General features: G+C 40.3%; 14 protein-coding genes and 1 pseudogene. 2 read left to right on the top strand and 13 right to left on the bottom strand.

Going from position 1 to position 13,114, the window contains the following annotated elements; genetic code table 11:
* Window positions 1-4 precede the first annotated feature (4 nt).
* The 6 genes and pseudogenes from HBH39_RS12635 to ffh all read right to left on the bottom strand — a co-directional run bounded on the left by HBH39_RS12635 (window position 5) and on the right by ffh (window position 4,874).
* Window positions 5-1,096, bottom strand: coding sequence for a 3-deoxy-7-phosphoheptulonate synthase (locus tag HBH39_RS12635; RefSeq protein WP_167678808.1), 1,092 nt, complete (start codon window positions 1,094-1,096; stop codon window positions 5-7).
* A 250-nt stretch (window positions 1,097-1,346) separates the two neighbouring features.
* Complete coding sequence (rplS, locus tag HBH39_RS12640; RefSeq protein ID WP_167678810.1) at window positions 1,347-1,700, bottom strand: 50S ribosomal protein L19; 354 nt, start codon at window positions 1,698-1,700, stop codon at window positions 1,347-1,349.
* A gap of 35 nt (window positions 1,701-1,735) precedes the next feature.
* Window positions 1,736-2,482 (bottom strand): tRNA (guanosine(37)-N1)-methyltransferase TrmD, encoded by a 747-nt coding sequence (trmD, locus tag HBH39_RS12645; RefSeq protein WP_167678812.1) that lies wholly within the window; start codon window positions 2,480-2,482, stop codon window positions 1,736-1,738.
* 15 nt (window positions 2,483-2,497) lie between these two features.
* Window positions 2,498-3,027 (bottom strand): annotated as a pseudogene (gene rimM / locus HBH39_RS12650) (ribosome maturation factor RimM).
* Window positions 3,028-3,047: 20 nt separating this feature from the next.
* Window positions 3,048-3,299: a 30S ribosomal protein S16 gene (rpsP, locus tag HBH39_RS12655; RefSeq protein WP_167678813.1), complete on the bottom strand. Its 252-nt coding sequence runs from the start codon at window positions 3,297-3,299 to the stop codon at window positions 3,048-3,050.
* A 201-nt stretch (window positions 3,300-3,500) separates the two neighbouring features.
* Window positions 3,501-4,874 carry a signal recognition particle protein gene (gene ffh / locus HBH39_RS12660; protein WP_167678815.1) on the bottom strand — a complete coding sequence of 458 codons (1,374 nt, stop codon included), beginning with the start codon at window positions 4,872-4,874 and terminating at the stop codon, window positions 3,501-3,503.
* Window positions 4,875-5,162: 288 nt separating this feature from the next.
* Here ffh and HBH39_RS12665 point away from each other — a divergent pair, with 288 nt between their 5' ends.
* Together HBH39_RS12665 and HBH39_RS12670 are read left to right on the top strand one after the other, a co-directional pair.
* Entirely contained in the window at window positions 5,163-5,951 is a 789-nt protein-coding gene (locus HBH39_RS12665; RefSeq protein ID WP_167678817.1) for a cytochrome C assembly family protein, read from the top strand.
* Between the two features lie 222 nt (window positions 5,952-6,173).
* Window positions 6,174-7,478 carry an HlyC/CorC family transporter gene (locus HBH39_RS12670; RefSeq protein WP_167678819.1) on the top strand — a complete coding sequence of 435 codons (1,305 nt, stop codon included), beginning with the start codon at window positions 6,174-6,176 and terminating at the stop codon, window positions 7,476-7,478.
* Between the two features lie 75 nt (window positions 7,479-7,553).
* Here the strand turns inward: HBH39_RS12670 and HBH39_RS12675 are convergent, their stop codons facing one another.
* The 7 genes from HBH39_RS12675 to lepB form a co-directional block, all read right to left on the bottom strand.
* Window positions 7,554-8,078: a DUF962 domain-containing protein gene (locus HBH39_RS12675; RefSeq protein WP_167678821.1), complete on the bottom strand. Its 525-nt coding sequence runs from the start codon at window positions 8,076-8,078 to the stop codon at window positions 7,554-7,556.
* A gap of 320 nt (window positions 8,079-8,398) precedes the next feature.
* The gene (gene acpS, locus HBH39_RS12680) at window positions 8,399-8,779 is read right to left on the bottom strand and encodes a holo-ACP synthase (RefSeq protein WP_167678823.1); all 381 of its coding nucleotides are present in this window, start codon (window positions 8,777-8,779) and stop codon (window positions 8,399-8,401) included.
* Window positions 8,779-9,516: a pyridoxine 5'-phosphate synthase gene (pdxJ, locus tag HBH39_RS12685; protein WP_167678825.1), complete on the bottom strand. Its 738-nt coding sequence runs from the start codon at window positions 9,514-9,516 to the stop codon at window positions 8,779-8,781. Before pdxJ ends, acpS begins: the two co-directional genes overlap by 1 nt.
* Before the next feature lie 79 nt (window positions 9,517-9,595).
* Window positions 9,596-10,300: a DNA repair protein RecO gene (gene recO / locus HBH39_RS12690; RefSeq protein WP_167680076.1), complete on the bottom strand. Its 705-nt coding sequence runs from the start codon at window positions 10,298-10,300 to the stop codon at window positions 9,596-9,598.
* A gap of 91 nt (window positions 10,301-10,391) precedes the next feature.
* Window positions 10,392-11,399, bottom strand: coding sequence for a GTPase Era (era, locus tag HBH39_RS12695; protein WP_167678827.1), 1,008 nt, complete (start codon window positions 11,397-11,399; stop codon window positions 10,392-10,394).
* Window positions 11,396-12,076, bottom strand: a complete 681-nt coding sequence (gene rnc / locus HBH39_RS12700) for a ribonuclease III (RefSeq protein WP_167680077.1) — start codon at window positions 12,074-12,076, stop codon at window positions 11,396-11,398. Before rnc ends, era begins: the two co-directional genes overlap by 4 nt.
* A gap of 2 nt (window positions 12,077-12,078) precedes the next feature.
* A complete protein-coding gene (lepB, locus tag HBH39_RS12705) occupies window positions 12,079-12,993 on the bottom strand; it encodes a signal peptidase I (RefSeq protein ID WP_167678829.1) in 915 nt (304 codons plus the stop codon).
* Window positions 12,994-13,114 lie beyond the last annotated feature (121 nt).

A 13,114-nucleotide genomic window follows, 5' to 3' on the forward strand; every position in this document is an offset into this window, starting at 1 on the left:
TTCATTAACCATTAACTATTTGTAGTTCATCAAACCGAGTGGGTAAAACTGCAGATAATTGGTTAGCGCCTTCTCTTAAAATAGTTTCAGTTGTTGCCCAATCAATACAAGCATCTGTTACGGATACGCCATATTCAAGTTCACTGAGTGGCTTGTTAGCACTTTGATTGCCTGCTTTTAAATGGCTTTCTAGCATAACACCAATAATGGATTTATTGCCTCTAACAATTTGATTAAATACATCTTCACAGACTTGTTTTTGGCGATTATGGTCTTTAGATGAATTTCCATGACTACAATCAACCACTAAACGAGCATTTAATTTAGCGTTATGGATCTGCTCTTCTGAATCAGCAATACTTTGGGCATCATAATTTGGTGTTAAACCGCCTCGCAAAATAATATGTCCATCAGGATTACCCGCTGTTTGTAGTAATGACACCTGACCTTCTTGGTTAATGCCCATAAAACGATGGCTACTTGCCGCAGATTTAAGGGCATTAATTGCCACATCCAATTTACCATCTGTACCATTTTTGAACCCAACAGGCATAGATAGACCGGACGCCATTTCACGGTGCGTTTGCGACTCAGTAGTCCGAGCGCCTATGGCAGACCAAGTAACCAATTCAGAAATATACTGTGGGCTGATTGGATCTAACGCTTCAGTGGCAACAGGCAATTCTAATTCAGCCAACCAAATCATTAGCTCGCGCGCCATACGTAAACCTTTTTCAACATCAAAAGATTCATCCATATCGGGATCGTTAATCAGTCCCTTCCAGCCAATAGTCGTCCGTGGCTTTTCAAAGTAAACACGCATCAAAATATAAAATTCATCACTAAGTTCATCATGTAACTTTTTCAGCTTTAAGGCATATTCTTTTGCTGCATCAATATCATGAATTGAACAAGGGCCTGTGACCACAAGCACGCGATTATCACATTTATGCACAATGTCAGCCACGGTTCTACGAGCATTGAGAATATAGCGATAAGCATGAGCCGATAACGGTAATTCTTGTTTAAGCTGAGCAGGTGTTGATAACACCTGCTCAGAACTAATATGGACGTTATTGATAGTATCTTGCTGCATGATATCGACTCGCTTTTGGTTTAAGCTGCTAAAGTTAGCAAGCTTGATTTATAATTAAATAGTTACTGTAACACCGTAATGCTACACCATTACATAGTAAGGTAACTATGCCTTTGTGTTGGATTGAGATCAAGTGTTATTTTGCAGATTTGATCAAATAGTTATTCAAAATTTAATCCATAAAACAAAAACCCGCCTTTCGGCGGGTCTATGTGCGAACACTGCATCTTTTAAACTAAATTGAAAACTATTACTTAGTTGCCAATTTTTCACGGATACGTGCAGATTTACCTGAACGCTCACGTAAGTAGTAAAGTTTAGCACGACGAACACGGCCGCGACGCTTAACTTCGATGCTAGCAATTAATGGGCTGTGCGTCTGGAAAGCACGCTCAACACCTTCACCATTAGAGATTTTGCGTACTGTGAATGCAGAGTGCAAACCACGGTTACGCTTAGCAATAACCACACCTTCAAAAGCCTGAAGACGCTCTTTATCACCTTCTTTTACGCGTACTTGAACTACTACTGTATCACCAGCACCAAACTCAGGTACGTCTTGTTTCATTTGCTCATCGTTGAGCATTTTAATGATGTTGTTCATAACTTACTCCGTTCTAGAATTAACTGAAGCGATGACTATTTGGTAATATCCAATTCGTTTACAAACTGTGTTAAAAGTACTGTTTGTTCGTCAGTCAGAGCTAGATTTTCAAATATTTCTGGTCGTCGCAGAAAAGTTCTTCCGATACTTTGCTGTAACCGCCAGAGTCTAATTTTTTCGTGGTCACCGCTTAACAACACTGCCGGTACATTCAAACCATCTAAGACTTCAGGGCGAGTGTAATGAGGACAATCCAGTAAACCGTCAGAGAAAGAGTCTTGCTCTGCCGATGCTTGCTTGCCTAGTACCCCAGGTACCAAACGCGCGACTGAATCGATCAAGGTCATTGCCGGCAACTCTCCGCCCGAAAGCACGTAATCACCAATTGACCATTCTTCATCCACTTCAGTTTGAATAATACGCTCATCAATACCTTCGTATCGACCACATACCAAAATCAAACTGTCTGATTTAGCTAACTCAGACACGCCTTGCTGATCCAGCTTGCGTCCCTGAGGAGATAGATAAATCACTTTCGCTCTGTCACCTGCTGCTGCTTTAGCAGCATGAATGGCATCACGTAAAGGTTGCACCATCATTAACATACCTGGTCCACCGCCGTATGGGCGATCATCAACCGTGTTATGTCTATCATGGGTGAAATCACGAGGATTCCACGTTTGCACCTCAAGCAGGCCGTTTTTAACGGCTCGACCCGTTACCCCAAAGTCTGTAACGGCACGAAACATCTCTGGAAACAGGGTTATTACCCCTAACCACATTTGTTGTACCTCGACTTAGAAGTCAGGATCCCAATCCACTAATATCTGTTTACCTTGCAAATCCACTTTCAAAATGAATTGTTCAGGGACAAAGGGGATCATACGTTCCGCTTTGCCAAAAGCATCTTTGGCGTTAGCTTTAACAAAAAGTACGTCGTTAGATCCTGTTTCCACGATCTGATCAACAACCCCATGTTATAGCCGTTACTATTAGTCACTTCACAACCGATAAGATCACGGTGATAAAATTCATCATCAGCGAGTTCTTTCATCTGCTCAGGCAGAATGGCAATCTCACAATTTGTGAGCATTTGCGCCTGTTCCCGAGTGGTTACTCCTTCAAGTTCAGCGATAACCGCTTTACCTTGAGGACGCCACTGGTTGACTTTAACTTCACGCCATTGTCCTTGGTCAAAAATAAGCCAAGGAGAATAATCAAAAATGCCTTCAACAGAATCGGTATAGGCAGTGATTTTTAGCCAACCTTTAATGCCATGACTAGAGCCTAATTTACCCAGTACTACTGGCTGTTGGTTACTACTCATCTATCTATACCTAAACGCAATTAAGCAGCAGCTTTACGTGCGTCTTTGATTAACTTAGCAACACGCTCAGATGTTGCCGCGCCAGTAGCTACCCAATGGTCAACGCGGTCTAAATCTAAACGTAAAGTTTCTTCTTGGCCTTTAGCTAAAGGATTGAAAAAACCAACGCGTTCGATGAAACGACCGTCACGAGCATTGCGGCTATCAGCAACAACGATATTATAAAATGGACGCTTTTTTGCGCCGCCACGAGCTAAACGAATGGTAACCATGCGTTTTATTCCTCTAATGATTTGCTAGAAGCAAAAATAAAAACTGGAACCCGTGTTCGCGAAGGTCCCAGAAAGAAAGCCGGAAGATTTTACCTGACTTTGAAACTATTGCAACCAAAAGCGGTGTTTTTTACAGCGCCATTTTGTTTGCGAGAAAAATCAGGTTGTCACTTCCGAGTGATAAATTAATTTTTGATGATATTAGCGGCCAGGAAACTTCATACCTGGCGGCAACATGCCGCTCATTCCGCGCATCATTTTTTTCATGCCACCTTTGCCAGACATTTTTTTCATCATCTTCTGCATTTGGGTGAACTGCTTTAATAAACGATTCACATCTTGAATCTGAGTACCTGAACCATTAGCAATACGGCGTTTACGAGAACCTTTAATAAGATCAGGGTTTTTGCGTTCTTTAGCGGTCATTGAATTGATAATAGCTTCCATTTGGCCAGTCATTTTACCATCTTGAACTTGAGCTAGCGCCTCAGGTGGCAATTGCCCTACACCGGGAAGTTTCTCGATCATGCTCATCATGCCGCCCATGTTTTTCATTTGCTGCAATTGCTCACGGAAATCTTCAAGATCAAAGCTGCCTCCTTTTTTGACTTTAGAAGCAAGCTTCATTGCTTTGTCTTTATCAACGCCGCGTTCAACTTCTTCAATAAGCGACAATACGTCACCCATGCCCAAAATACGTGATGCAATACGATCGGGATGAAACGGCTCCAAGGCATCGGTTTTTTCACCTACACCTAAGAACTTAATAGGTTTGCCTGTTATACTACGAATCGATAAAGCGGCACCACCACGCGCATCACCATCAACCTTGGTCAAGATGACACCGGTTAATGGTAAAGCTTCATTAAACGCTTTGGCGGTATTCGCCGCATCTTGACCTGTCATTGCATCAACAACAAACAAGGTCTCAACTGGGTTAACTTCAGCGTGGAGCTGCTTAATTTCGTCCATCATTGCTTCGTCAACATGCAGGCGACCTGCGGTATCGACAATAACAACATCAATAAACTTTAACTTAGCATGGCTGATTGCAGCTTTAGCAATATCCAGTGGCTTTTGACTTACGTCAGATGGGAAAAACTCAACGTCGACTTCAGTGGCTAATGTTTCAAGCTGTTTAATTGCAGCAGGACGATAAACGTCGGCACTCACCACTAGTACCGATTTTTTATGGCGCGTACGAAGCAGTTTACCCAGTTTTGCAACGGAAGTGGTTTTACCCGCCCCTTGTAAACCTGCCATCATAATAACGGCAGGCGGCTGGGCTGCAAGATTTAAAGCTTCATTAGCCTCGCCCATTGCGCGTTCAAGTTCACTTTGAACAATCTTAATAAAAGCTTGTCCAGGACTTAAACTTTTTGAAACTTCTTGACCGACAGCGCGTTCTTTAACGCTGTTAACGAACTCTCGTACTACTGGTAAAGCAACATCCGCTTCAAGTAAAGCCATGCGGACTTCACGTAACGTTTCTTTGATATTGTCTTCAGTTAATCGACCACGACCACTGATATTCTTTAGTGTTCGCGACAATCTGTCAGATAGATTCTCAAACATTAAACCGCTCTTATTTACGCTAATCGATATAATGGAAGCTATTATACCCAACTAGCGCCCAAATACGATACTTGATCGCCCGTAGAACAGGCAGTTAAAAAAATAAAGTAAATAATTTGGCGCTAACACTAAGATACTGTTAAATTTTGCGTAATAGGTCACTGACCATATTAGGGCGGTTCATGTTAATCTTAGTAAAAGATTAGCGTGTGATTCATTTAGCATCGTACTCATTACGGTAATAGCTTTTACAACACGAGCACAAACAACTTAATAGGTTTAAATTAGATGGTTATTTTTTCAGCTTCAGCTATGTTGTTTTACTGTATCGCTTTGGTATTAGTTACCAGTAGGCTATTTCATGCTGATGGACCTAATCGCAAAATGGTTATGTTGTTTTCAGGTTTAGGTGTGGTAATGCATGCGTTTTTGCTATCTGCATCCATATTTACTGCTGAAGGACAAAATTTTAGCCTTACCAATGTAATTTCGTTAGTCAATTGGATTATTGCATTCTCTTTTACTGTGACATTACCACGCTTAAAAGTGGTAGTAATTTTACCGGTTATTTATGCTTTCTCGATTATCTCAGTTGCTTTGCTATGGCTATTACCACCACAGTACATCACCCACTTTGAATTACATCCTGAAATTTTAGCTCATGTGGTGTTATCGTTAATGGCATACAGCGCATTAATGATTGCCGCTTTGTATGCCATACAATTATGGTTAATCCAAAAGAAGCTCAAAGATAAAAAGATGATCATGAGCCCTGCTATGCCGCCTTTGATGACGGTAGAACGGCAGCTATACCACCTGATTTTGATTGGTTTCTTCTTACTTAGTTTATCGTTAATTACTGGATTTGTGTTCTTAGAGGATATGTTTGCTGATGGTAAAGGGCATAAAGCCATTTTATCTATCGCGGCTTGGGTAGTTTACGGAGCCATGTTATGGCAACACTTCACTATTGGTTGTCGAATTAGAACGGCAGTTATTTATAGCTTATCTGGCGCAACCTTATTATCGTTAGGTTATTTTGGGGCCAGAATCGTTAAAGAACTCATATTAACCTAATCATAAGATATTATTTTAAAAGGCAAATTAAGTATTACTTTGCCTTTTTTTATTCCTAATTGTTATCAAAAGATATCGCTATATTTTATTTTTATCTTCTGGTTGTTAAACGAATTAAACTAAACTGACTTGACTCTTTTCGCAGGTCATTAATAATGTCTAACTTAATCACACAAATACTGGCTTACTCTCCAGTTCACTAGTTACAACGGAGCCCCATCTTTGGACGCTATATCAACCAGCGCACTCCTGATTTTTCTTTTGGTTTTAATTCTGATTTCAGCTTATTTTTCTGGCTCAGAAACCGCCATGATGACCCTAAACCGCTATCGCTTACGCCACTTAGCAGGCAATGGGCACAAGGGAGCTAAAAGAGCATTAAAAATGCTCGATAGACCCGATCGATTGATTGGTTTAATCCTCATAGGCAACAACTTAGTTAATATTTTGGCCTCTTCTATCGCAACGATTATAGGGATGCGCGTATTAACCCAATACAATATTGATGAAGCCGCGAGTATCGCTATTACTACCGGTGTACTCACCGTGATAATTTTGATATTTGCCGAAGTGACACCAAAAACTTATGCCGCGCTACATCCTGAACGTATAGCCTTTCCGTCAAGTCTACTTTTAAAGTGGTTACTATTACTTCTATTACCTTTGGTAAAGGGACTGAATATTATCACTTCAGGCTTTTTGCGTTTATTAGGCATAAAATCGGTGCAAACGAACGATGCTTTAAGTCAGGAAGAACTTCGAACTGTCGTTCATGAAGCCGGAGCATTAATTCCACAACGTCACCAAGAAATGTTGTTGTCTATTTTAGATTTAGAAAAGGTGACGGTTGAGGATATTATGATTGCACGTTCAGATATTTACGCAATCAATGTTAACGATGATTTCAAACTGATTAATAAGCAAGTGACCCAAAGCCCACATACTCGGGTACTTGTGTATCGCGACAACATTGATGATGTAGTCGGTTTCATTCACTTACGCGATGCGCTGCGTTTACAATCAAAAGAGCAATTCAGTAAATCGTCATTACTACGTGCAGTGAAGGAAATATATTTTATCCCTGAAGGCACGCCGTTAAATGTTCAGTTAGCCAATTTCCAGCAAAATAAAGAACGTATTGGTATTGTTGTTGATGAATATGGTGACATACAAGGTTTAGTCACACTTGAAGATATTTTGGAAGAGATAGTCGGAGACTTTACGACCTCAATGATCACAACGCCAAGTGAGGATATTAATGTGCAACAAGATGGTAGTTTTCTCATTGATGCCACAATTAACATCCGTGACTTAAATAAAGAAATGAAATGGGATTTTCCTACCGATGGTCCTAAAACCCTAAACGGCTTGATTATTGAGTATCTTGAAGATATTCCAGTCGCCAACACCAGCTTACGCTTAGCGGATTATCATATTGAAGTGATTGAAGTCGCTGATAACATGATTAAATCAGTGCGTATTATGCCTAATTCATTACCAAGCACAAATGATACTGAAGATGATTAACACTCTACGATAAGTTAAATTTTCTTCATTAAAAAAGGCGCTTAGCGCCTTTTTTAATGAAGAAAATGAATGGGGTTAAGCAGTACGTTTTGCAGCTTCTAGCGCTCTTCTTTTATCTCTGGCAATCGGTGTAATTTGTGCATCTAACTGTTTTTCCCAACCAAACATAAAATACAACTCTGCCATTAAGAAAAAAGGACCAATCAATAACTGATTCAAATCATCTATAAAAGCTGGCTTGGCTTTCTCATATTTATGGCCGATAAATTGAATAATCCAACCCACAACAAAGGTCGTAATGGCTATTGCAAAAGGATAATCAGATAGAGCAACAATATTGGCGGTATAGAATACTGGGATGATAAATATTGTTAGTCCTAAGGCTAAACGCACATGGAGCTTATAATAATATGCTAGCGAAATTAACATAAGCACAATTGCACTACTTAATGGCAAACCTGCCACCTCAAACCTGATTGTGGCTAACATCACAAAAACTGACCAAATAATCATAGGTACGCCAAAAAAATGAGTACGAATATTCTTAGGGTTGAGATGGACACTTTTGTAAGTCGATAATTGTTCAACGGCTGATTTCATAACGATTCTCTTTCTCTTGTTGATCTTATTTTAAAGATGTTGTTGTTATTTTGTTAATCTAGCGTAACTACTCTAAATAAAAAAGTCTAATTAAAGGTTTTATCCTAATCACGATAAATAAGTGATCAAAAATAGCGTAGGAAAAACACTTGCAAACAAGGCAGATTTTTTCGATAAGCATTTATTTTACAATCAAAAAATTAACGCTATTATCGCGCGTTTTAACAAGCTAGGGCGATCAATTATTTATTACAATTGGTTTAATTATTCCTAGAAATAAAAAAGGCGCCTAGGCGCCTATGATTTGAATAGGAAAGTTACTAACCTTCCAATATGACGGTGGCAACCGTGTAATGCTGCTCGTCTGCAATGCTAATAAATCCCTGTTTACCTTTAAGCTGCTCAAGCCTTGATAATGCGCCATCGGTAAAACGGATTAAGGGCGCACCATATTCATTATTACTAATATGAATATGCTGAAACGACACACCACGACCAATACCTGTGCCTAGGGCTTTAGCTGCAGCTTCTTTTGCAGCAAAACGCTTTGCTAGGTAACGTGCACCTTGGTTTGACGCTTGGTAAACTGCAAACTCTTCAGGCGTTAACACCCGCTTTGCCAACTTATCACCTATGCGAGCTTGTTGCTCGCTAATACGAGATATTTCAACAATATCAGTACCAAGGCCAACAATTGCCATTACTCGCCTCTACGACCTTCTAACATTAACTTCTTCATGTCTCGTACAGCCGTCTCTAAACCATCAATCGCAGCCCTAGCAATAACGGCATGACCAATGTTTAATTCATATAACTCAGGGATAGCGGCGATAGGCTTGACGTTATGGTAATGCAAACCATGCCCTGCATTAACGACTAAACCCTGACTATGAGCATACTTTGCCATTTCAGTAATTCGCGCTAATTCTGCCGCTTGCTCGGCATCTGTATGCGCATCAGCATAGCAACCCGTGTGGATCTCAATATATGGGGCACCAGAGGCGACTGCAGCATCAATTTGGGCTTTGTCCGCATCAATAAATAATGACACCTTAATCCCTTGCGCTGCCAAGCGCTTTACTGCAGAAGTAATTTTTTCGAGTTGCCCAGCTACATCTAGTCCACCTTCTGTGGTTAATTCTTCACGCTTTTCAGGCACTAAACAGGCATAAGCGGGTTTAACATCACACGCGATAGCAATCATTTCTTCGGTAACAGCAAACTCAAAATTCATCCGCGTTTTTAGTGTTTTAGCCAGTAGATAAACATCTCTATCTTGGATATGACGGCGATCTTCTCGCAAGTGAATGGTAATGCCATCTGCTCCTGCATGTTCAGCAACCGCGGCAGCGTGAACAGGATCTGGGTAATTTGTGCCACGAGCCTGACGTAGGGTGGCAATATGATCGATATTTATACCTAATAAAATGGCGCTCACGATAAATTCCTTAACAGCGGGATAAGAGTAGGATTGTTATTGCTGGTCATTGTAATCGGCAAAGCGCGGGATTTCGACATTATTTAACAAATAATTGTCTGCTTAATAGTGGTTTACTTCCCAGTAGTGGCTTTAATAAGAAGCGCATTAAGCCTTTTGCGGAATTTAAATATTCTGCTTGTAAGTCGTGTTGATGCAACTGGATCAGCATCGCTCCTGGCACGACACTTTTACCATGACTAAAATGGCCAATAGATTGCTGAAGTACTGGAATAAATCCACTATCTGCCACTAAGCGGTAAAAATTTAGTGCTTCAATAGTATTGCCATCACAGTCATATTGCAAAGACGGTAAAGCACCAAGCTCAAGTAATAGCGCTTTTTCAAAATAACGTAAATGACTAGAACAAAATGACTCAGCGAGTGACATCAATGCGCGGTGATAAGCTAAAAATAGGCTATCAGCTTGGTGATCTACACTTAATAAACGCACCAACAGCTCATTAAGATAAAAACCAGAATATAAACTATTACCCGTTAATGGAATTGGTGGTGATGCAGGCTCGATGTGAGTGACGGTTTTTAAAGATAAATTTTTAGCTTCAGATTGGGCACTAAATTGAATAATTAGCGGTTGGAATGGCTGTACAATCGATTTGATAGAACGTTTCCCGTTGCCTAATCGTGTAATGGCATCAACACGGCCAACACCGTCAATAATAAGATTTACGATAACGCTAGATTCTCGATAGGGGCGATGGTGTAATACATAACCACGTTTCATATTGCTCATTATCTTTCTATCGCATTAATGAAAAGTGGTTATGCATCAATCAATCCTTTATTCGACATGCTAGGCATTATTTTAGTTACTTTTAATCTTCACCGTAACCTAAGCTGCGTAAAGCGCGTTCATCATCAGCCCAACCCGATTTAACTTTGACCCAAATTTCGAGGAAAACTTTATTATCAAATAAGGTTTCCATATCTAAGCGAGCTTGGGTAGCAATGGTACGAATACGCTCACCTTTGTTACCAATTACCATGCGTTTTTGGCCATCACGCTCAACCAAAATTAATGCATTAATTTGATAAACACCGTTTTCCATCATTTTAAATTGTTCAATTTCAACAGTGCAATCGTAGGGTAACTCATCACCTAGAAAGCGCATTAACTTTTCACGGACAATCTCTGATGCCATAAAACGCTGTGAGCGGTCGGTCACATAATCTTCAGGAAAATAAAATGGCGCCTCAGGTAATGAGCTTTGTGCTAATTCTAAAATGCGCTGAACATTGGTGCCTTTATTAGCTGAAATTGGCAATATTTCATCAAAATCGAATTTTTGCCCTAATTGCTGTAAATAAGGAAACAACGCTTCTTTATCTTTAATATTGTCAACTTTGTTGATCGCTAAGACAATTTTACGATCATCATTTCGATGCTTTAATTTTTGCAGCACCATCTCATCATCAGCGGTCCATGTCATGCCATCGACGACAAACACAACCATAGAAACATCGGCCAAAGAACTTGCAGCAGCACGGTTCATTAAACGGTTAATGGCACGTTTCTCTTCGATATGGAGACCCGGAGTATCGATAAATACAATTTGTCTCGCTTCGTCCGTATGGATCCCCATGATCCGATGACGAGTTGTTTGCGGCTTTTTAGAAGTGATACTGACTTTTTGGCCTAATAACTTATTAAGCAAAGTCGACTTACCCACATTGGGGCGACCAACAATAGCAACCATACCGCAGTAAGTCACATCATATTGAGCGGTGGCTTGCGGCGCGGCTTGATTCATTCTTGCCAATAATTCATCTAAGCTAGGCTCTTGATTAGCTTGTGTTTGTGGCAAGTCAGTTTTTTTGGTCATTTCTTAAGTAACTCCAATATCTGAGCGGCGGCAAGCTGTTCAGCTTTTCTTCTAGAACTGGCTACGCCAATCACAACGTTAGGCAAATCAGCGATGCTACACTCAACAGTAAAAGTTTGATCATGGGCTTCACCCTCAACTTTTACGACCTCATATTCAGGTAAAGGTTTTTTAAAACCTTGTAAGTGCTCTTGTAAAATGGTTTTAGGATCTTTTTGATTAATGCCGGGTTTAATGGTTTCTAAGCGTTTCCCATACCAGTTTAATAGTAAGGTTCGACAGGCTTCAATATTGGCATCAAGGTAAACAGCGCCAATGATAGCCTCAACCGCATCCGCTAGAATGGACTCACGACGAAAACCACCGCTTTTAAGCTCACCAGGACCTAAAAAAAGATAATCGCCTAATTTAAATTCTTTGGCGATAAGAGTTAAGGTATCACCTTTTACTAAAGTCGCGCGCATGCGGCTTAAGTCGCCTTCTGTGGCTTTAGGAAACTGATGATATAACGCATCAGAAATCACGATTGATAAAATCGAATCACCTAAAAACTCTAACCTCTCATTATGCTTATTAGCAGCACTGCGGTGGGTTAAAGCTTGCGTGAGTAACTCAATGTTTTTAAATTCATAGCCCAAAGTTCGGCATAAGCGCGGTAAATTTTTAATCGGTTCCATCATTACTTAATTCCACCTACACGCTCAAAACGCACACCAGTTGGTACCCAAGTAGGTAAAAAATCATTAGGGGTACGATCAAACTCAAAACTTATCCAAATGGCGACAGCTTTACCGACTAAGTTTTCTTCAGGTACAAACCCCCAAAAGCGACTGTCAGTACTGTTATCACGGTTATCACCCATCGCGAAGTATTGTCCTTCTGGTACGATAAACTCACCGGTTTGTGTTCCGGCTTGTTGATAAAAATGCTGACTAAAATCAGGACGCGATGGATTAACTAAGATGTCATGTTCAACATCGCCTAAGTTTTCAGTATAGCGAATCAACGGCGTTCGGTCTTGAGTAAATTGGCCACGATTAATTTCAGTATGCTTGATAACAATCGGCTCCGGACATTCATTCGTCGCCGTACATTTAGGCTGAACGGATAGCTGCTTATTGCGATAAATGACTTTATCACCGGGTAAACCTACGACTCTTTTAATGTAGTCAATTTTCGGATTTTCAGGATACTTAAATACAAACACATCACCACGCTCAGGCTCACCAGTTTCAATTAATTTAGTGCGCCAAACAGGGTCACGTAAACCATAACTAAACTTTTCAACTAGAATAAAATCGCCCACTAATAGCGTCGGCATCATTGAGCCTGATGGGATTTGAAATGGCTCATAAATAAAAGAGCGCAAAATCATCACAAAGGCGATAACGGGAAATATCGAATGTGCGGTTTCGACGACTACAGGTTCACGAATAATTTTTTCAATTGCTTCGTCAGTCAGCTTTTCTGAACCGGCTTGCGCGAGGGCTAATTTCTCTGCTCGCTTAGGAGCAAAAAAAACCACATCAATCAACCAAATAAGTCCACTTATAAGGGTGACAAGAACAAGAATAAGAGAAAAATGCGCTGCCATTTCTAATGAAACTCCTAAATTAATCTGACACGTTAAACCCCATTTTATCAGCAACTAAAAGCGTCAGATTTGCCGCTGATATTTAGCTAGTCATTGAGATTTTATATATTTAACACTTCAA

Source organism: Shewanella aestuarii, from assembly GCF_011765625.1.
GTDB classification, from domain to species: domain Bacteria; phylum Pseudomonadota; class Gammaproteobacteria; order Enterobacterales; family Shewanellaceae; genus Shewanella; species Shewanella aestuarii_A.

What these genes read in the sequence shown, in the direction of transcription:
- HBH39_RS12635 (WP_167678808.1), bottom strand. Translation starts at nt 1,096, where the DNA reads ATGCAGCAAGATACTATCAATAACGTCCATATTAGTTCTGAGCAGGTG.
- rplS (WP_167678810.1), bottom strand. Translation starts at nt 1,700, where the DNA reads ATGAACAACATCATTAAAATGCTCAACGATGAGCAAATGAAACAAGAC.
- trmD (WP_167678812.1), bottom strand. Translation starts at nt 2,482, where the DNA reads ATGTGGTTAGGGGTAATAACCCTGTTTCCAGAGATGTTTCGTGCCGTT.
- rpsP (WP_167678813.1), bottom strand. Translation starts at nt 3,299, where the DNA reads ATGGTTACCATTCGTTTAGCTCGTGGCGGCGCAAAAAAGCGTCCATTT.
- ffh (WP_167678815.1), bottom strand. Translation starts at nt 4,874, where the DNA reads ATGTTTGAGAATCTATCTGACAGATTGTCGCGAACACTAAAGAATATC.
- HBH39_RS12665 (WP_167678817.1), top strand. Translation starts at nt 5,163, where the DNA reads ATGGTTATTTTTTCAGCTTCAGCTATGTTGTTTTACTGTATCGCTTTG.
- HBH39_RS12675 (WP_167678821.1), bottom strand. Translation starts at nt 8,078, where the DNA reads ATGAAATCAGCCGTTGAACAATTATCGACTTACAAAAGTGTCCATCTC.
- acpS (WP_167678823.1), bottom strand. Translation starts at nt 8,779, where the DNA reads ATGGCAATTGTTGGCCTTGGTACTGATATTGTTGAAATATCTCGTATT.
- recO (WP_167680076.1), bottom strand. Translation starts at nt 10,300, where the DNA reads ATGAAACGTGGTTATGTATTACACCATCGCCCCTATCGAGAATCTAGC.
- era (WP_167678827.1), bottom strand. Translation starts at nt 11,399, where the DNA reads ATGACCAAAAAAACTGACTTGCCACAAACACAAGCTAATCAAGAGCCT.
- rnc (WP_167680077.1), bottom strand. Translation starts at nt 12,076, where the DNA reads ATGGAACCGATTAAAAATTTACCGCGCTTATGCCGAACTTTGGGCTAT.
- lepB (WP_167678829.1), bottom strand. Translation starts at nt 12,993, where the DNA reads ATGGCAGCGCATTTTTCTCTTATTCTTGTTCTTGTCACCCTTATAAGT.